Source organism: Streptomyces griseoflavus, assembly GCF_014649995.1.
In the GTDB taxonomy this organism is placed as follows: domain Bacteria; phylum Actinomycetota; class Actinomycetes; order Streptomycetales; family Streptomycetaceae; genus Streptomyces; species Streptomyces griseoflavus.
The window spans coordinates 51,223-68,854 of record NZ_BMUC01000013.1 but is presented as its reverse complement, the minus strand read 5'-3'; the positions used below and the strand labels follow the sequence as shown (position 1 = coordinate 68,854).

General features: G+C 68.4%; 13 protein-coding genes and 7 pseudogenes. 8 read left to right on the top strand and 12 right to left on the bottom strand.

Going from position 1 to position 17,632, the window contains the following annotated elements:
* Nucleotides 1–149: pseudogene (locus IE172_RS34760) on the bottom strand (Rrf2 family transcriptional regulator); the annotation flags it as partial.
* 130 nt (nucleotides 150–279) lie between these two features.
* Between IE172_RS34760 and IE172_RS24940 the strand changes: the two are divergent.
* Complete coding sequence (locus tag IE172_RS24940; protein WP_190099542.1) at nucleotides 280–1,029, top strand: SDR family NAD(P)-dependent oxidoreductase; 750 nt, start codon at nucleotides 280–282, stop codon at nucleotides 1,027–1,029.
* A gap of 153 nt (nucleotides 1,030–1,182) precedes the next feature.
* Here the strand turns inward: IE172_RS24940 and IE172_RS24935 are convergent.
* The 6 genes and pseudogenes from IE172_RS24935 to IE172_RS24910 form a co-directional block, all read right to left on the bottom strand.
* Nucleotides 1,183–1,753 (bottom strand): annotated as a pseudogene (locus tag IE172_RS24935) (IS701 family transposase); the annotation flags it as partial.
* A 409-nt stretch (nucleotides 1,754–2,162) separates the two neighbouring features.
* Nucleotides 2,163–3,758 (bottom strand): alpha/beta fold hydrolase, encoded by a 1,596-nt coding sequence (locus tag IE172_RS24930; RefSeq protein ID WP_190099541.1) that lies wholly within the window; start codon nucleotides 3,756–3,758, stop codon nucleotides 2,163–2,165.
* Nucleotides 3,759–4,046: 288 nt separating this feature from the next.
* Nucleotides 4,047–4,769 (bottom strand): Tn3 family transposase, encoded by a 723-nt coding sequence (locus IE172_RS24925; protein WP_190099540.1) that lies wholly within the window; start codon nucleotides 4,767–4,769, stop codon nucleotides 4,047–4,049.
* A gap of 127 nt (nucleotides 4,770–4,896) precedes the next feature.
* Nucleotides 4,897–5,748, bottom strand: coding sequence for a YwqG family protein (locus IE172_RS24920; RefSeq protein WP_229886349.1), 852 nt, complete (start codon nucleotides 5,746–5,748; stop codon nucleotides 4,897–4,899).
* Between the two features lie 69 nt (nucleotides 5,749–5,817).
* Nucleotides 5,818–7,299 (bottom strand): leucine-rich repeat domain-containing protein, encoded by a 1,482-nt coding sequence (locus IE172_RS24915; RefSeq protein WP_190099680.1) that lies wholly within the window; start codon nucleotides 7,297–7,299, stop codon nucleotides 5,818–5,820.
* Nucleotides 7,300–7,525: 226 nt separating this feature from the next.
* Nucleotides 7,526–7,738, bottom strand: a pseudogene (locus IE172_RS24910) (IS6 family transposase); the annotation flags it as partial.
* 140 nt (nucleotides 7,739–7,878) lie between these two features.
* On the opposite strand from IE172_RS24910, the gene IE172_RS24905 reads away from it, so the two are divergent.
* Genes IE172_RS24905 through IE172_RS24895 form a run of 3 tightly spaced genes read left to right on the top strand, consistent with a single transcriptional unit; the run spans nucleotide 7,879 to nucleotide 10,700 of the window.
* A complete protein-coding gene (locus tag IE172_RS24905; protein WP_190099539.1) occupies nucleotides 7,879–8,757 on the top strand; it encodes a CPBP family intramembrane glutamic endopeptidase in 879 nt (292 codons plus the stop codon).
* Nucleotides 8,758–8,785: 28 nt separating this feature from the next.
* Entirely contained in the window at nucleotides 8,786–10,003 is a 1,218-nt protein-coding gene (locus IE172_RS24900; RefSeq protein WP_190099679.1) for a sensor histidine kinase, read from the top strand.
* 4 nt (nucleotides 10,004–10,007) lie between these two features.
* The gene (locus IE172_RS24895; RefSeq protein WP_190099538.1) at nucleotides 10,008–10,700 is read left to right on the top strand and encodes a response regulator; all 693 of its coding nucleotides are present in this window, start codon (nucleotides 10,008–10,010) and stop codon (nucleotides 10,698–10,700) included.
* 184 nt (nucleotides 10,701–10,884) lie between these two features.
* Here IE172_RS24895 and IE172_RS24890 read toward each other — a convergent pair whose 3' ends face one another.
* Complete coding sequence (locus tag IE172_RS24890; protein ID WP_190099537.1) at nucleotides 10,885–11,310, bottom strand: Rid family hydrolase; 426 nt, start codon at nucleotides 11,308–11,310, stop codon at nucleotides 10,885–10,887.
* A gap of 119 nt (nucleotides 11,311–11,429) precedes the next feature.
* On the opposite strand from IE172_RS24890, the gene IE172_RS24885 reads away from it, so the two are divergent.
* Nucleotides 11,430–11,936, top strand: coding sequence for a MarR family winged helix-turn-helix transcriptional regulator (locus IE172_RS24885; RefSeq protein WP_190099536.1), 507 nt, complete (start codon nucleotides 11,430–11,432; stop codon nucleotides 11,934–11,936).
* A 204-nt stretch (nucleotides 11,937–12,140) separates the two neighbouring features.
* Here the strand turns inward: IE172_RS24885 and IE172_RS24880 are convergent.
* A pseudogene (locus tag IE172_RS24880) lies at nucleotides 12,141–12,269 on the bottom strand (IS6 family transposase); the annotation flags it as partial.
* A gap of 6 nt (nucleotides 12,270–12,275) precedes the next feature.
* A pseudogene (locus IE172_RS24875) lies at nucleotides 12,276–12,737 on the bottom strand (transposase family protein); the annotation flags it as partial.
* A gap of 103 nt (nucleotides 12,738–12,840) precedes the next feature.
* Here IE172_RS24875 and IE172_RS24870 point away from each other — a divergent pair.
* The 3 genes and pseudogenes from IE172_RS24870 to IE172_RS35480 form a co-directional block, all read left to right on the top strand.
* The gene (locus IE172_RS24870; protein ID WP_190099535.1) at nucleotides 12,841–13,383 is read left to right on the top strand and encodes a DapH/DapD/GlmU-related protein; all 543 of its coding nucleotides are present in this window, start codon (nucleotides 12,841–12,843) and stop codon (nucleotides 13,381–13,383) included.
* Between the two features lie 341 nt (nucleotides 13,384–13,724).
* The gene (locus IE172_RS24865; protein WP_190099534.1) at nucleotides 13,725–14,147 is read left to right on the top strand and encodes a hypothetical protein; all 423 of its coding nucleotides are present in this window, start codon (nucleotides 13,725–13,727) and stop codon (nucleotides 14,145–14,147) included.
* 847 nt (nucleotides 14,148–14,994) lie between these two features.
* Nucleotides 14,995–16,003: pseudogene (locus IE172_RS35480) on the top strand (IS630 family transposase); the annotation flags it as partial.
* 12 nt (nucleotides 16,004–16,015) lie between these two features.
* On the opposite strand, the gene IE172_RS24850 reads toward IE172_RS35480, so the two are convergent.
* Both IE172_RS24850 and IE172_RS24845 read right to left on the bottom strand, forming a co-directional pair.
* Nucleotides 16,016–16,393 (bottom strand): peptidase inhibitor family I36 protein, encoded by a 378-nt coding sequence (locus IE172_RS24850; protein WP_190099532.1) that lies wholly within the window; start codon nucleotides 16,391–16,393, stop codon nucleotides 16,016–16,018.
* Between the two features lie 391 nt (nucleotides 16,394–16,784).
* A pseudogene (locus IE172_RS24845) lies at nucleotides 16,785–17,589 on the bottom strand (IS5 family transposase).
* Between the last annotated feature and the right edge of the window lie 43 nt (nucleotides 17,590–17,632).

Sequence of the window (17,632 nt, the reverse complement as noted above, 5' to 3'; positions counted from 1 at the left end):
TCGCCGAGCAGCCGCCTGATCACCACGGGGTTGGTGTTCGCGCTGGTCGCGATCTGCTCGGAGGTGGCGACCTCATGACCCTGGCGCTGATAGAGACCGATCCAGGCCAGCGCGTGGGCAGCGATGGTCAACCTGCTGTTGGCGCTCATGAACCCCTCCATCCGGCCGCAACGCTTCATGTTACGACAGCGAAGTCGTAACAGGAAAGGTTGCAACAGCTGGTCGTAACAATTAACGTTGCGACTGTCGGGGGAAGGGTCAATCAACGAGGTGGGAAGAATGAGCAAGCCACTCACGGGCAAGGTCGCCCTGGTCACCGGGGGGTCGCGCGGACTGGGAGCCGCGACCGTACGACTCCTCGCCGAGCAGGGCGCCGACGTCGCCTTCACCTACGTCAGCTCAAAGGAGCAGGCGCAGGCCGTCGTCGACGAGGTGCACGGCAAGGGAGCCAAGGCCGTTGCCCTCCAGTCCGACCAGGCAGACACGAGCCGGGCACCGGCGCTGATCGACGACGTGGTCGCGCACTTCGGCGGCCTGGACATCCTCGTCAACAACGCGGCGATCTCCGTAGCCGGCACGGTGGACGACCCGGACGCCGACACCGCCGCACTGGACCGGATGCACGCCACCAACTACCTCGGCGTGATAGCCGTCACCCGGGCCGCCTCCCGAGTGCTGCGCACGGGCGGCCGCATCATCACGGTAAGCTCCGGACTGGGCTCCCGGGTCGGCGCCCCCGGCCTTGCCGACTACGCGGCGACCAAATCCGGGATCGAGCGGTACACCATGGGCGTCGCACGCGACCTCGGGCCCCGGAACATCACGGCCAACGTCGTGGAGGCCGGGCTGATGGAGGGCGGCATGGAACCGCCGGACCCCGAGACCCTCAAGGTCCTGGTCAGCTCGCTGTCCCTGCAACGCATGGGGCACCCCGACGAAATCGCCGCGGCGATCGCCTTTCTGGCGAGCCCCGCCGCGTCGTACGTCACCGGCGCGGTGCTGGACGCCCACGGCGGCTACAACGCCTGAACCCGAACCCCTGCCGCGCGCCCCGGAGGACATCGCACCTCAGGGGCGCGCACGGCCGCCGACCCGCGACAAGGCGTACTGCTCGAAGGCTGTGCGCATGAGCTCCGATGCCGCTGCATCCAGGCGCTGATCTCCGCAAGGGCCCTCCGAGCACTCGTTCTTCGCCGCCTGTAAGCACTCCTCGATCGCCCACTGGGAGCCGGCCACCCGGGTCGGCTCGGCGATCTCGACGCCGACGGGAGTGTAGGCGAGGTAGTAGGCGAGTTCTGCTCGAGCAGACGGCGGAAGTGCCAGTCCTGCCCGTAGGCCTCGTCCGCGGTGACCCAGGCGGCGGGCCTCCCGCCGCGAGGCAGCGGCGGGCGATGTCCCGGGCCAGCTCGCCCTTCGTGGCAAAGCCCCGCTCGTCGGGGATCTTCGCCGCCCGGCAGCGGTCGCGGTCGCAGGTCCCGGCTTTGGCAGGTAGAGGTCCCGGTCGGCCAGGGCCCGGTCCGAGTCGGTGGCGTAGGCGGCGAACACGCCGATCTGACAGTCGTCGATCATTCCCGAGGTGCCGGTGTACGGCGGGCCCACCCTGGCCGACGTGGTGCCCTTTTTGATGAACCCGGTGTTGTCGGTGATCAACACGCCACGGGGCCAAGGGACTCACCGACTAAGCACGGACATCGTCGCGCAGGGCGTCCGCGTCCCAGACGCTGCTGTTCAACAGCCGCTGGAAGCCGTTCGGCGTGCGGGCCTGCTCATTCAAGACGACTTCTTCGCGGGCCATCTCCACCGTCGGCGGGAAGCGCAGTACGTAGCGCGCCAGTCCAGCGCGTTCTGACGGTCATCGCCGTCCACATCGAACGCCTCAGCGGACTTCCACCCACCGACGAAGCTCTCGTGCCCCGCCGGCCAACCGTCTCCCGGAACTACTCGACCGGCGCGAGATTCCCCGGCCGAGGTCGTGGCGAAGCCTGGGCAGCTGTCCCCGACGTCTCCAACGTCCCCGACAGAGTCAAGCTCGGGGCCGTGTCGCATATTGGTGCGGCGGTTTTCGGTCATTGTCGTGATGGCTGGGACGACTTCCGTCGGCCCCATAGAGGTGACTCCGACCGGACAGCGGGCCGGACAGGCAGGCACCGCGTTCCTGATGGTTACTCCTGGGTGACGTCGGTGCAGTAGACGTCCTTGTCCGGCAGGTGGCCGGTGGTCAGGAAGCCGACGGTGGCCCTGTCGGCGCAGGCGGAGCCTTCGCCATAGACGTAGTGCCCGCCGTTGTCGACGCCGACGAAGGCAGAGCCGCCGCCGAGGGACTTGCGCAGCCCGACGCCGCTCTCCCACGGGGTGGCGTTGTCCCGGCGGTTCTGCAGGATCAGGGTGTTGCGGGGGCCGCCCCATGCGACCTTGACGGTCGCCTCAGCCGGCTTGTCCCAGTAGGCGCATGCCCAGATGTTGGCGGGCATGCCCGCGGTGAGCGGCCACCTCTCGCGGTCGGCGGTGGTGCGGGCGGCGTAGCCGTCGACGTCGTGCGGCCATTCGGCGTCGCCGCAGGTGAGAGCCATGAACATGGTGGCCTGGTTGTCTGCGGGGATGCCCGGGGACGTCGGTGTGTCGGTGAACACCTCCTTGAGAACCGCGGTGTCGGCGGCCGTGGCCTTGCCGTGGGTCAGGTCGTCGGCGGCCTTCCAGAACTTGACGAGCAAGGGGAGGGTGTCGTTGTGCAGGAGCAGGGCGTAAGTCATGTTCCGCAGCAGCGCCCCGTCCAGTGGCACCGATGTGCCGGGAATCGCTGCGGGCGTGCGATCGAGCCGGTCGGCGAGGGCGAGGTAGGTGCGGGTCACCTGCGCGACGTTCGCGCCCAGCTTGAGGGTGCCGGCCTGCGCCGCGGCGACGCGGGCGACGTCGGGGAACCGGTCTGCCGTGCCCCTGCCCCAGGTGTCCGCCACCTGGTTGGCCCATACCTTGGTGGGGTCGACGTTTCCTTCCAGGATCATCCGGTCGGTGCGGCCCTGGAAGAGGGAGCGGTAGACGGCGCCGAGGTAGGTGCCGTAGGACTGGCCCCAGTAGGAGATCTTCTTCTCACCGAGCGCCTGGCGGATGCGGTCCATGTCGCGGGCGGTGTTGGCGGTGTTGTAGTACCGCAGGTTCTTGCCCACCGTGTCGGCGCACTGCTTGGCGTCGGCTTTGGCGAGGACCACGTTCTTGGTGATCGAGCCGTCCGCGGCAGGGTAGGGGAAGCGCCCGGACACGCTGGGGTCCTCCAGACCGCAACTCTGTGGGGTGCTGTGTTCGACGCCGCGCGGGTCGAAACCGATCAGGTCGTAGCGGTCCAGCACGGACTTCGGCAGTGCGGACGCCATGGTTTCGGGCATGTCGAGACCGCCCAGGGCCGGCCCGCCGGGGTTCAGCAGCAGTACGCCGTGTCGCTTCCCGGGCTGTGCGGTGGACAGCCGGGAGACCGCCACGTCGATCTTCGTGCCACCCGGGTTCTTGTAGTCGAGTGGCACCTTCAACGTTCCACAGGTCAGGTGGGGGTCACGGGTTTGTCCCTCGGCCGGGGCCGGGCACTTGCCCCAGGTGATCGTGGCGTCGCCGACGTTCTTGCCGGAAACCTCGGCCGGTTGCGCGCCCTTCGCGCCGGCACCGCATGCGACCAGTGCGGTTCCCGCCAGCGTGGAAACCAGCAGGGATGCGGCGATTCGGCGACCTTTGGGGAAACCGCGCTGCGCGGAAGTGCCTGTCGTGGTCATGGTGTTGTCCTTGGCTACAGGGCTGGTCGGCCTTGTCAGGCCGTTGTGTTGACGATTCGAGTCAACAAGAGACCATCGGTGGCGTGCGTCACCCAGGGGAGGACGAAACGAGTAGCTCGCTCGGGGGATCCTGTGCCAATGTTGAGAACGGAGCGGCCGCCGTGGGGCGTAACGGATGAGCTGTGGGCGGGAACGGGCCGATGCTGCCGGCTTGCCGCGCCGCACGGCACCACAGGCCCGTCAGGCTCGGTTGCCGTCCCCCGACCGACCCCGCTCGATAGGCCAGGATCACCGCCTGGACGCGGTCGCGGAGATCCAGTGGGGGAGAATGGGGGAGGCGTAGATGTGGGCCAGGTCCTCCGGATCGATCTCCCAGCCCTCTTCCAGCAGTTGTCGGACGACCTCCGCGATGTCCAGGGCGTTGTGGGAGATCACTGCGTGCGTGAGCAGAGCGTTGAGCTTCAGCGCTTCCTCCTGCTCGACCGGGTCGTTGTCGGCGATGACGCCGCGGTTGTCGAAGCCGAGCCGCAGGGAGAAGCCGTTGAACCGCGCATACCAGCAGGACCCCCAGTGGAGACGGCTCTGCGGAACCCGGTCCGGAGCGTGTTCAGAACCCTGATGTGCTCCGCGGCGGTCTCCGCCCTGGCCCTGCTCCCCATGACCGCTCCTGCCCCGGCCGCCGGTGAGCCCGGCACAGTACGCGCCGGCATCGACTGCCAGTCTGGCTGCGGATGCATCTGTCCCGAGACCGACTGCGGCGGACAGCCCTGGGTGCGGCGTGCCTCGGACGCCGGCGTGAAGGACCTGCCCTCCGCGATCCGTGACCGACAATTCCCCGCAGGGCGGCCAGCCGTCCACCGGCAGCTGCCCCGGATACCGGCGACGGCGCGGCGGGCGAGGAGGGAGCATCGGGGTCATGCGGTCCCACAGATCAGCAGGCACGAGATCATCCGACATCCGCAGATGTCTGCCGCCGACCCCGCCCACGACCAAGCCCTCCATCGAGCTCATTCCGAAATGGCCGGTCAACCCCCGACGGCTGCTCCCGCACCGGGCTCCGACGAGAGGTTTCCGTGCCGCTCGTCCGACGAATCCCGCCTTGGCGGCGGTGACCTCTCGGGTCAGCGTCCCGCGGGTGTCACGGGTTCCAGGTCATGGTGGCGTAGACCCGGTCGAAGCGCCGTGCCGCCAGGTCCTGCCGGGAGATCGACCAGGAGTAGAGGGCCATCTCCAAACCGTCGAGCCCATGCACCCACTGGGCGAGACACACCCAGTCCTCGGGACGTATGTCCGTGTCGGGCGCGGGCAGTTCGCCTCGGGCCACCGCTCGTGCCGCTTCCCGTCCGGCCGCCACGCTGGGGTCCTCCGCCCAGTCCTCGTCCTCCGCGTATCCACCCAGCTGCAGTCCGCGGCCGATGCCCTCGCCCGGCATCTCCGTCCACACCTCGATCAGTTCGTTCGCGTGGGGATGTTCCGGGTGGTCCACGCAGTGCAAAGGCTGCCCAAGATCGTGGACCGAGGTGTAGTACGGCAGGGAGACATCGGTACTCAGGCGGAGCAACCCTTCCGGGAGATCCGTTTCGTACGGGTGGTTCTGCCATTCCGGGTCGAGGTCCACGGGGCGTTCCTCGATGGGTGTGCCGGCGGGAATGTGGAGCGCACTCCCCAGGTTTTTGACCCCGATCCGGTCGGGGTCGGGGTCGGCGAACAGCAGCAGGTGGCCGTCGGCGGGCAGGTCGAGGTCGGTCGCTCCTGCGGGCAGCGCGGCGAGGTCGAGGGTGGCGGCGAGCTTGCACCACGGGTCGGGGGCGTCCGCGGGGAGCATGAGGGGTCCGCCGAGTCGCCCCACCACCGGCCCGTCCCCCCTGGTGCCGAGGAAGGCACAGGGGCGGGCGAGGTCCGTCCACCGTGCGATGTCGTCCGGGGGGATGCCCTCCGCGAGGGCCCTCTCGCGGAACTCACTCAGTATGTCCAGCATTTCAGGGGGCATCGGAAGTCTCCTTGCGACCAGGTCGGTTCGACCGGGGATCACGCCGGGCGAGGGGTGGATCGTGGACGGTCAGTGGTGCAGCGTGACGGTCACGCCGCGTGCCCTGAGTTCGGTGACCACGGGACCGGGGGTACCCGACGGCAGGGTCGCGTTCCGTTCGGCCAGGTGGACGTGTGCCAGCGCCGGCATGTCGAGCAGGGGCCGGAGGTCCGTCAGGGACCGGCAGTGGCGCAGATCGAGTTCTGCCAGGCGGCGTGAAGCGGAGAACAGGGTGATGTCCTTCAACGCGGTCCAGTACGGGCCGGCCACGGTGAGCGAACTGAGCCGTTCCACCGGTATGCCCTCGACCGAGGGAGAGTCCTTCAGGGACCGAAGGGTCAGTTCGCGCAAGTCGGAGCAGTCCCGGAGGGCTCTGAACGATTCCAGGTCCTCCATGTACAGCAGGGTCAGTGTGGTCAGCGGAGATCCGGACAGGTCATCGAGGCCGCGGATGGCGGAGCCGTTGATCATCAGCGTGCGCAGCGCGGGCAGACGGCCGAGACCCTTGAGGTCGGTCAGCGCGGAGCAACTGGTGAAGGTCAGCTCCCGCAACTCCGGCAGGACGCCCAGTCCTTCTGTGGTGCGCAGTACCGGGCTGCCGTGGATGCCGAGCTTCGCCAGCCGGGGGTGGCCGTCCAGCCCTTCGAGCGTCGTCAGCTCGTTGCATTCGTCGAGTTCGAGGGACCGGAGCCGAGGGAGTGCCGCGAAGGGCGACAGGTCGCGGAGGTGGTCGCCGCTCAGCCTCAGGTGCGCGAGATTCGGCAGCCCGGCGAGTCCGTCCAGGTCCGTGAGAGACCCGCAGGATCGGAGATCCAGGGATTCCAGAGCGCCGAGCGCCCCGCCGAACACACGGAGGGAACGTAAGTTGGTCCAACTCAGCTTCAGTTGACGCAGATTGGTGAGGTTCAGCAAGGGGTCGAAATCCTCGACGGCGCCGCACCGGCTCAGATCGAGGCGGGTGAGCCGGGAAAGACGGCCGATCGGAGTGAGGTCCTCCACGCTCGTGCAGCCACCAAGATCAAGGTCCGTGAGACCGGTGAGCTCACCGACCTCAGTGAGGTCGGTGAGCTCGTCACATTGGTAGAAGTGCAGCTTCTCGAGCATCGTGAGATGCCGCAAACCGTGCAGGGAAGAGGCGTACGGCAGCCGCAGCTCCGTTCTGGCCTCCTGACGGAACGCCGGAGCCAGCAGGTGCTCGGCGAAACTGTCCGGATCACGGTCCGTCCTCCACAGACGGATGAGGAACTTGGACGCGTACGGGTCCAGAGGGGTGAACCGGGCGGCCAGTTTCAGGGCGTGCCCACCATCACCCGGCGCGGACAGGGAAACCAGTTTCCTGACGGCCTTGCGCGCGCGGTACGCAGGGGCATCCAATTCCTCGCAGAAGCCGAACGGATCTCCGTCGGCGATCGCCCACAACCGGAGCAGTTCCTCGGTGGAGCAGTCGGACATGCAGCTGTACCGCACGGCCGGCTTCAACGCCGCGTCGCCGTCGGACGCCGCCAGCAGCATGAGCTCCCTGACCGCCTCACCCGCCTCGGCGGGACTCGCGGTCTCCGGACACACCTTCAACTGCCTTGTTCGCACTGCTGTGTTGCCGCCCTGTGTGCCGTCGGTGGGCGCACCGGGGGGAGTCGGTTGTGTCATGGGAGGACTCTAAGGGCCTGTCGGGCGCTGTCACGTTGTGGTTGCGTGGGCCTTCGGTGGTGCGTTGGGGGAGCCGGGTCCGGCTCCGTGCTCAGGCTCCGACGAGCCGGCCGGCGGCGCCGGTGGCCTGGTCCCGGCTCGCGAAGCGCATGGCCATCTCGGTGCGGTATCCGGTGGCGGTCATCAGGTGGCGGCAGGGCGGGAAGTGGGGTGGGACGCTGCTGAACGCCGACAGGAACCGCTGGGCCCCGCCGGCGCCGCGGAAGCCTTTCACCGAGCGTTCACGCTGCCGGGTGGGGTAATGCCTGACGGGCGCGGGCGGGTGGTGCATCCCCCATGAGAGCTACAGGAGCTGTCCATGCACGGGTGATTCGCGCACATCCGAGAATTCCTAGTGTGGTCGTCAGGTCACCGCAGGGGTGACCCACTACCGGGGAGGCCACCATGGGCACGACGTCCGCCATACGAAACAGCGCGGGCACCGGCCCGGGCGAGGACCGATACGGGGGCGGCGGCCGCTTCGGTCGGATCGCGCGGTCTCCGCTCGGCTGGATGCTGGCGGGAATGGTCGGCGTCGGCCTGGTGTCGGCTCTGACGGCGACCGGGCCCGGACCGGTGCCGGTGCTGGGCGCGGTTGCCGCGGTGGCCGTGTACTGGTTGGTCATGCGCCGTGTCGCACAACGCCCCACGCCGGAGATCGCCCGGTCCGGGGCCGCCCGGGAGGCGCTGCTGGGCGGCGGGATCGGCCTGGGCTTCATTCTCGTCTCCGCCCTGCTGATCACGGCGTTCGGAGGCTACTCCTTCTCCTGGGCGGGCGACGGTTTCCTGTCGGTCGTCCGTACCGCGGTCGTGGTGCAGATCGGCGCTGCGGTGACCGAGGAGTTGCTGTTCCGCGGTCTTGCTCTGCAGGCTCTTGAGCAGCTGTGGGGTAGCCGGGCCGCTATCGTGATCACTTCGCTGTTCTTCGGTGTCGCCCACCTGGGCGCTCCGGGAGCGAACGCATGGAGCGGGGTGGCGATCGCTCTGGAGGCGGGCGTCCTGCTTGGAGCCGCGTTCTTGTGGCGGCGTACCATCTGGTTCGTCGTGGGACTGCACTTCGCCTGGAACACTACGGAGCAGCTGCTCGGCATCCCGGTCTCCGGACACGCCCCCGAGGGCCTGTTCACTGTTGACGTCCATGGCTCCGCCCTTCTGACCGGTGGCAGCTTCGGTCTGGAGGCATCGATCATGCCCGTCCTCATGGGCGTGGCCATCGCCGTCTCGATGCTCGTCCGCGCCCACAGGAACGGTGGCATCAAGGCCCCTCGACGCGCGTCCCGTTGAGACGGGCCTGCTGGAGGAAACTGAAATGATGTCCCGTCAGGTGATCCGGAGCATCCCGCTGCTCCGGGCGTCGCTCGACCGGTGGCAGGAGCGGGATGCTCTCCTCAAGGACGGCGTCCTCGCTCTGGCGCTCACCCTGCTGGCCTTCGTGCCGACTCTGTCCAAGATCGGTGCGCAGATCGGTGATCTGCCCGAGCGGCCGGCGAACGTGCTGGGCGTCGGGCTGGTCTTGGCCCAGACCGTGCCGCTGGCGGTCCGCCGCAGGTGGCCCGCGGCCTGTCTGGCCGTCATCGCGGGCGCGTTCACCGTGTACCAGGCGCTGGGCTTCGCGACAACGTTTGCGAGCATGGGGTTGTATCTGGCCCTGTACTCCGCCGGGGCCCACCAGGTCCGCTTCCGCCACGGCCTGGTCGTCGTGGCGAGTGCGGGTTACGCCGTGCTGGCCGTCGTCCTGAACCGTCTCGGCTCCCCGAATTCACTACCGGACTACGTCGCGTTCTGGCTGGCTCTGGCCGCGTTCTGGCTGGCGGGGGGTGTGGTGCGCACGCGGCGGACGGAAGAGGCGGAGCGGCGGCGGCTGGCTGCCGAGGTGGCCACGGCCGCCGAGCGGGCGCGGATCGCCCGCGAGCTGCACGACGTGGTCACCCACCACGTGACAGCCATGGTGGTCCAAGCCGATGCGGCGCAGTTCCTGCTCACGTCCGCACCGGAACGCGCCGGCGAGGGACTGACGGCCGTCAGCGACACCGGCCGCCGGGCGCTGAGGGAACTGCGGTACCTGCTCGGCGTCCTGGAGGCGACCGGCGAGTCGGCGTCCGCGGACCCGGGGCGTGCGGACCGGGCGCCCGCCCTGGGACGCGTGGGGGACCTGGTGGAGCAGACCCGCAGGTCGGGGCAGCCGGTCGAGTTCAGCGAGCAGGGTGAGCGGCGGCCGCAGAGCGTGGACGTGGAGCTGGCCGCGTACCGGGTGGTGCAGGAGGCGCTCACCAACGCCATCAAGTACGCGGCCGGGAAGCCGACACGCATCCTGCTCCGGCACGGCGACGAGCACATCGAGATCGTGGTGACCACCGACGGACTCGCCGCCGCACCGGTCGCGCGGAAGCCGGGCCTTGCGGGCGGACGAGGGCTGGCTGGGCTGCGTGCACGGGTGCGGATGCTCGATGGTGAACTGGAGTCCGGTCCCCGGCCCGAGGGCGGGTTCGAGGTCCGCGCCACGATTCCGTCCAAGCCCCTTCAGGAGTGATCCCGTGAGCGATGCGCCGCCACCGATCCGCGTGCTCGTCTGCGACGACCAGGCGCTGGTGCGGGCCGGCTACGTCACCATCTTCTCCGCGCAGCCCGACATGCAGGTTGTCGGGGAGGCCGAGAACGGCCACGAAGCGGTCCAGATCGCGCAGCGGCTGCGCCCCGACGTGGTCGTGATGGACATCCGGATGCCCCTGCTCGACGGCATCCAGGCGACGCGGCAACTGGCCGGTCCCGATACCGAGGACTCGCCGAAGGTACTGGTCGTCACCACGTTCAACGTCGACGCCTACGTCTATGACGCGTTGCGCGCCGGAGCGAGCGGGTTCCTCCTCAAGGACGCGCCTCCGGCGGAGCTGGTCAACGGTATCCGGACCGTCGCCCGGGGCGAGGCCCTGCTGGCACCCGCCGTCACCCGCCACCTCATCGGTCACTTCGCCCAGCATCTGCGACCGGCCGACACCTCCCGGTCGGCCAGGCAGGACGTCGTGCGTGCGCTGACCCCCCGCGAGCTGGAAGTGCTCCAGCTGATCGCCGAAGGGCTGTCGAACGCGGAGATCGCCGCGGCGATGTCCATCACGCCCGAGACCGTCAAGACCTACGTGTCGCGGATCCTGGCGAAACTCGGCCTGCGCGACCGCGTCCAGGCCGTCGTCCTCGCCTACCGAGTCGGACTGGTGCCGGGCACGCCGTGACCGGCGTGCGCGTGCGCCCGGCACAGCGCCGCCTGCCCTCGGCTTCAGACGTCATCCGAGTCCTGGTGGGGATGCCGCACTCGACGGCGGTCTGCTGACCAGCAGACCGCCGTCGAGTGCGGTACGTCGACGGGCACAAGGCGGGGCGCGCACCCTGTGCCGCGGGAGGCCCTGGCGCCTTTGATTATCGCTCGTCGTTGATGACGGCGGTGACGCGGACCTCGATCCTCATGGCAGCAAGTCCCAGAACGGTCACGCCTGTCTGGGTCCACACCGGGGCACGTCCATCGAGGCGTCTGCGGAACTGCTCGGCCATCACACGATTGTGGTCCTGCCCGATGACGTCCTCGCCCTGGGGCACCTTGTGGTACGAGTTGACGTGGATGACGTCCTTCCAGGTGGCACCGCATGTGGCGAGTGTCCGCTCGACGTTGTCGAAGGCCTGGACGATCTCCTCCTCAAGGCTGTCAGGGATGTTGAAGTCGTCGTCCCAGCCACCCTGACCGGAGGTCTCGACGCGGTTGTCGACACGGACGGCCTGACTGTAGCCGAGGCTCTGAATCATGGTTTCGCCGTATCCCGGAGTGGCGTGGAACGTGACGGTACTCATGGCGCTCACTCACTCTCCAAGTTTGATTTCATGGTTGAATTCATGCGTGTAGTCACACTACCGCAACTTCACGCGTGAAGTCAGCGGCAGCGGCCCGTCACCCGATCGTGAGGTAGGACATGGCAGCCGAGAGGTCCGCGAACAGCGGAAGCGCTCACTGCGAAGGTGAAGAACTCCGATGGCTCGATGAGGACGAGAAAGAGGCGTGGACTGGCGCGGTCTCGCTAGCCATGCTGCTGCCGGGCAAGCTGGAGTCGCCGCTGCGCCAGAAGCACGGCCTCACACTGTTCGAGTACCTCGTGCTCAGCCACATGTCCGAGGCCCCGCAACGGCAACTTCGAATGGGAGAGCTCGCGTATCTCGCCGGTGGCTCGCCCTCGCGGCTGTCCAACGTGATGAAACGCTTCGAACAGCGTGGCTGGGTCGAGCGGTCACCCGATCCTGAGAACGGCCGCTACATCCTCGCCATGCTCACCGAAGAGGGATTCGCGGTCGTGCGTCAGGCAGCGCCCACCCATCTCCGCGCCGTACGCCGCATGGTCCTCGACCGGCTCAGCCCAGCCGACCAGAAGGCGCTGGCCCGTATCGCCGAGAAGCTTCAGATCCGCCCCGCCGACTTCACGTGAGGGGTAGCCGGGGTGTCGGTGGCGGCGCTACGGGCCGCCCGCGTATCGCACGCCATGGTGAACGGCGGTCATTGAGCCTCTTTCGAGCTGAACAGTCGCAGGTCAGCAGGGCGTGGATGGCTTGGACGGGCGCTGTCACGTTGTGGAGTGTGTGAGTGCCTGATGGCGCGTGGGTGTGGTGAGAGTCGGGCTCCGCGCCGGAGTTCAGGCCGCGACAGGCCGGCCGACGGCTCCGGTGATGTGGTCCCAGACGGCGAAGCGGGTGCTCATCTCGGTGCGGTATTCGGGGGCGGTCACCCGGTGCCGGCGTGGCCGGATGTGGGGTGAGAGGCCTCAACCTCGTTCGTCGGCCTTGGCGCCGGTCAGGACGAATACGACGGGCAGGCCCTGGAGGGTACACGCCAAGTGCAGCCGCATGCCCCAGAAGAAGCGGCTGTGACTGGCGCAGTACCCGTCCTCAGCCCGTCCAGCCAGGTCGGCGCGTTTGACGGTCTCGCGGGAGCGGCTGCATTCCACCGAGGTGGAGTCCACGATCCCCACGTCGTCGCTCCCCACCGAGGTATCGGCGGCCAGCAGCCGGGTGACCCGCCGCAGGTGACCGCGGGCGTGGCGGAGCCACCTGGCCTCGGAGGTGAAGCCGAGCATGGCCTGCATCATTGCCAGAATGACGAGTTCGGCGTCCGTGAGCTGCGGGGCCGATCCCGACGGCCGGACGCCATGGCGCTGATGCGGAGACGCTCTCAGCCGGTCGTCGGTCTTCACATAGAGTGCCGTCGCAAGGGTGTCCAGCTTGTTCGTCACATAACGATCGTGGACGCCCCCGTTTTCGTCTCCACCAGCACCCCTTGACCTTCATCACCCGGTGAGTCGTGTCCCGCCACCGGTACACAGGAAGGATCGTGGCATGTCCAGCGACCGTCTCATGCGCATCCGCAGCGCCGAGTTCCAGGCCATGGCCGAGAGGGTCCTGCGGGTCACCGAGCTCACCTCCCGCCTGAACGTCCTGCCTTTCGAAGACGAAGCGGGCAAGGCGGAACTGTTCGAGCAGATCCTCGGCAAGCCACTGCCGCCGAGAGTCACGATCTATCCGCCCTTCTATACGGACCATGGCCTGAACCTCGACCTCGCCGAGCGCGTCTTCATCAACCAGAACTGCACGTTCTTGGACTATGCCGGTATCCGGCTCGGCGAGCGCGTGATGATCGGACCGAAGGCCACGTTCATCACCAGCGGCCACCCGGTTGATCCCGAGGAGCGGCGGTCATACCTCACCGGCGCACCCATCGACGTGGCGGAGAATGTGTGGATCGGTGCCGGTGCCACGATCCTGCCCGGCGTCAGCATTGGCCGTGACGCCGTGGTTGCCTCTGGCGCGGTCGTGGCCGATGACGTTCCACCGGCAAGCTTGGTGACCGGCAGTAAGGCAACCGTGCACCGAAAGTGGTGACGGCCTCTTCGGGGCCACGCCGAGCCCAACTGTGGGCAGCCATAACCACATCGGAAGCCCGGAGTCTTCCCCGAAGCAACTGGCTCCAGTCCAAGGTGTGAGAGACCCTCCGCTCGCTCCCCGACCCCTTGGAATCGTGACCATCTAGGCACAGCGTCCAGTCCTTGAGCCAGTGGACGGGAAGGTGCTCCATCTCAGCGGCGGCGGGGCCGGGGTGAGCATCGTCTGGCACCCAGCTGTACTTGCCGACGACCAGATCGTTGGAGACCTCCCTCGAGTTGGGCCCGCTGTAGGCGGGCCGTCGCCCGAGCTGGGCAGCGCGCCGCACCGCCCGGGCCGTCGTGAAATGGCCGTGGGCCTGGCACCCCGCCCATCGCCTCAGCGTCCGCCGGAAGATAGGGATAGGCGCCGCGCAGCAGCGCCAGCACGTCCCGCTCGTCCGGCTCGGCGGTGCCCGCGACCAGTTCCGGTCCGAGGACGACCCGGTGCCGGTCGTCGCGGGTGTGGTCGGCGGCGTGCCGGGCGGCGAAGCGGGGAACGGCGAGCACGACAGCGTGGGCGGGTTCGACGCCGTCTCCGGCGCGGCGGCCACCGAACGGGACGGTGGGCCCGTGCTGCTCGAACCGGGCCAGATAGGCCAGTTCCGCATCCCGCTTGCTGTCAGCGGCCAGCCGCTCACCAGCAACAGCGGCCACCCGGCGCCGCCGTTGCCCGTGGCCGCCCTCAGGGCTTCCTTCAGCCGGACGCAACAGTCCAGCACGTAACTGCTGCCACCGGTGCTGGAACTCCGTATCAGCCCATTGCGCGGGAGAAGAGAACCCGGCACCCGTCACGAGGGCCGGCTTCGGCAGCGCCGTCACGTCACGCACCCGCAGCCCGCCCAAGCAGGCTTCCACCGCCCGCATGGCCGCCGTACGCGCCGCAGTCGCCTCGCCGCCCTGGGCCCCGGACGCTGCTCCACGCTCGCCGGACGGCCGCCCACACGTCGAACGGCTGCGCCTATGAGACCTGCAGTACCGTGGCCGTTAGTTGCAGCCCTTCCTGCTGCATGGTCCCGTCGGCGGCCACCGCATCGAACGCCCCGCTGACGGACGTCGCGGAGCGCGCAGCGGGCGCTGCCAGCCGGCCAGCACAGTCTCCGACCGCTCCAGCACTCCCGACCACTGCCTTTAGCATGCGCCGCGCGCCCGCACCAACCAAGGCGTCAGCCGTCCACGCCTAAGCCTGCGGCGAACCTCCGCATAGCGGTGCAGTGCCGCTTTCCACAGCACCCGCGCATAACTCTCCCAGGACCGCGGGCCCACCTCCTGCTCCTTCAGCTTGCGCGCCTTCGCCTTCGACGCCGGCCTCCCTGCCCTGAACTACCGACAGCTACGCGTCGTGGTGTACGAGGCCGCCGCCGCCCAGCTCGGACACGACCGGGCAGGCCTGGAGCACGCCGTCTGGTGCTCAAGGCGCAGGCCCACTAAGCAGGTTCTACACCGCGCTGGACCTTCTTCTTGATCGGATCACCAGTGTGCAGGACTGGCAGGTCAACCTGGGTCCGGATTACAAGGGGCAGCGCAGTTACTGAGCTGGTCGGCGTGATGTCGCGAGGCTGACAAGTGACGATTGTCGCGGCATGCCGGAACCACGAGGTATCCGCAAGGTGGGGGCCTGAGCGTCGAGCGGCGGGCGTTTCGCGAACGCATCCGTATGGAGGCGGCCGAGATGTTCGCTGAGGAACAGGACAATGCGGCGGTGCCGACAGACCCTGCACTCCAAGGGATCGGCTGCCCGTCCCAAGCTGGACGAGGCCTGTTCGTGGTTCTGGAGCAGGAGCTGGCCAAGGGGCCGGTCGCCCACGGCTGGCCGGACCAGACCTGGACCGCGGCCAGGATCAAGACGCTGATCGGGCGCCGGTTCCACGGGACCCTCACGCTCTCGGCCATCGCGAGGACGCTCCGGCGTCACGGGTGGAGCCACCAGGTTACGGCCCGACGGACGATCGAGCGTGACGAGGACGCGGTCACCGACTGGGTGAAGGAGACCTGGCCTCAGGTAAAAGGACCGGGGCGGCGCTCAGCGGCTGGATCGTCTTCGAGGGCGAAGCAGGCTTCTCGATGACGCCGCCCACCTCCCGCACCTGGGCAAGGCGCGGGCACAGGCCCGTGATCCGAGTACAGGGTCGGTCGCTCCCAGCGCCGGTTCTCGATCGCCGCCCTGGCCCGTTACAAGCAGGGCGAACGCTCACACCTGGTCTTCCGGCCCAAGCGGCACGTCGACCACAAGCGCGGTGGCCGGCGCAGCTTCACCTGGACCGACGACCGCGACCTGCTGAGCGCGGCCCACCAGCAACTCGGCGCCCCCTTCGTGCTCGTCTGGGACAGTCTCAACGTGCACTTGGACGCCCGGCTGCGGGCCTTCATCGGCACCCGCGACTGGATCACCGCCTACCGGCTACCGTCTTACGCACCCGACCTGAACCCGGTCGAAGGTATCTGGTCACTGGTCCGACGCCGGGGCCAGAACAACACCGCCTTCACCGACCCCGACCACCTGATGCACGTCCTGCGCCACACCCTCCGCGAACACCAATACCGCAGCGAAAACCATCGACGGATGCCTCGCCGCAACCGGTTGGTCAGCCGGCTCAGGGGGCCCCGCAGCCGCCGTACTCAAGGGAGCTCACTGCGTTGTCGAAGAGGAACAGAAGTTCCTGCTTCTCACCCGGCATTATGGTGTAGTGGTAGCCGCGGTAGTCGGCATCGGTATAGATGCAGACGGGCCCCACGGCACGGTTCCACACCGAGCTGGCTCGGTCGTTCCACGCCCAGCCGAGGTTGGGGATGTCCACCCGGTACTGGAGCTGCACGTTGCTCCCGGTGAGGTTGTGGCCGTCGTAGAGGCAGATCTGGCCTTCATCGCAGCGGGTCACCGGTTCATCAGCCGATGCGGTTCCCGGAGCTGCCAGTACGGCGGTGCAGGCGAGGACTGCTCCTACTACCGAGGTCTTAAAAGTCAGTTTCATGAGTACTTCTTCCCGTCGTTGCCCGTGGAAGCGCGGCCATGGTGCAGCCGCCTACCGCCCCTCTTCTTCAAGGGCATGCAGTCATAAACGGCTTGCGCACGCACACGGTTCAACCGCAAGCTGCCGGCCTGCGCAAGTTCGCCGAAACCCGGGACTGGCTGATCATCTCCTAACTGCCGCCCTGCGCACCCGACTTCAACCTCGGATCCGGTCGCTCCTGCGCCGCATCACCTTCGGTGTCGACGACATCCAGGACCCGCTGACCCTCCTCCGCTACATCAACATCCATCTCGCGGAGACCTGGCGCCGCACCGCTGGCTCAACCGGCTCAGCACCGAGGTGAGCGCCTCAGTTGGCGAGTACCGCCAAACTCTGGCGCTCACTGATCATTTCAAAATGAGTTCCGGAGGCGGCGGAGGCGTATGAGGCTGCAGGCCAGGTCGGGCAAGCCCTGGTGGAGATCGGCGCGCCGTTCGTAGCGAGCGAGTGCGGAGCCGTTTGAACTGGTGCAGCCAGGCGAATGGCGCTCAGCCACCCAGCGCACTTTGCCCAGTCCGGAGCCGTGGGCGACACCGCGTCGGGCGATCAGGGGTTTGATGCCGCGTTTCCGTAGCAGGCGGCGGTACTTGTCGAAGTCGTAGCCCCGGTCGGCATGCAGGCGCCGGGGTTTGCGGCGGGGGCGTCCCCGCAGTGCTCGGACCGGTGGGACGGCGTCGAGCAGCGGCAGGAGCTGGGTGACATCGTGCCGGTTGCCGCCGGTGAGCGTGACGGCGAGGGGGGTTCCATGGCGGTCGACGATCAGGTGGTGCTTGGAGCCGGGGCGGGCACGGTCGACGGGCGAGGGGCCGACGTGATCCCCGGGCCCGGACATGCGATCCGTCCCCAGAGCAGTCGTCCAGGTCGAGCAGGCCGGCGCGGCGAAGCTCGGCCAGCAGGGCGGTGTGCAGGCGTGGCCAGACGCCGCCCTCGGTCCAGTCCCGCAGCCGGCTCCAGGCCGTCACACCGGAACAGCCCACGGTTTCTGCGAGGAGATCGCGCCACGCGACACCGGTCCGCAGCACACACATGACGTCGGCGAGCGCTACTCGGTCGGGAACACGCAGTCGCCCGGGGTGGCGGCGGCGCCGTTCTGGAACGGGCGGCAGCAGTGGGGCCACCCGCTCCCACAGGTCATCTGGGACAAGATCAGCACGCACCTTGGACACCCTGCTGACCAAGATCGTCGAGCGCAAGACCACG

Bases quoted from the DNA above. Each gene is read 5' to 3' on its own strand.
- IE172_RS24940 (WP_190099542.1), top strand. From the start codon at position 280: ATGAGCAAGCCACTCACGGGCAAGGTCGCCCTGGTCACCGGGGGGTCG.
- IE172_RS24930 (WP_190099541.1), bottom strand. From the start codon at position 3,758: ATGACCACGACAGGCACTTCCGCGCAGCGCGGTTTCCCCAAAGGTCGC.
- IE172_RS24925 (WP_190099540.1), bottom strand. From the start codon at position 4,769: ATGAGCTCGATGGAGGGCTTGGTCGTGGGCGGGGTCGGCGGCAGACAT.
- IE172_RS24920 (WP_229886349.1), bottom strand. From the start codon at position 5,748: ATGCCCCCTGAAATGCTGGACATACTGAGTGAGTTCCGCGAGAGGGCC.
- IE172_RS24915 (WP_190099680.1), bottom strand. From the start codon at position 7,299: ATGCTGCTGGCGGCGTCCGACGGCGACGCGGCGTTGAAGCCGGCCGTG.
- IE172_RS24905 (WP_190099539.1), top strand. From the start codon at position 7,879: ATGGGCACGACGTCCGCCATACGAAACAGCGCGGGCACCGGCCCGGGC.
- IE172_RS24900 (WP_190099679.1), top strand. From the start codon at position 8,786: ATGTCCCGTCAGGTGATCCGGAGCATCCCGCTGCTCCGGGCGTCGCTC.
- IE172_RS24890 (WP_190099537.1), bottom strand. From the start codon at position 11,310: ATGAGTACCGTCACGTTCCACGCCACTCCGGGATACGGCGAAACCATG.
- IE172_RS24885 (WP_190099536.1), top strand. From the start codon at position 11,430: ATGGCAGCCGAGAGGTCCGCGAACAGCGGAAGCGCTCACTGCGAAGGT.
- IE172_RS24870 (WP_190099535.1), top strand. From the start codon at position 12,841: ATGTCCAGCGACCGTCTCATGCGCATCCGCAGCGCCGAGTTCCAGGCC.
- IE172_RS24850 (WP_190099532.1), bottom strand. From the start codon at position 16,393: ATGAAACTGACTTTTAAGACCTCGGTAGTAGGAGCAGTCCTCGCCTGC.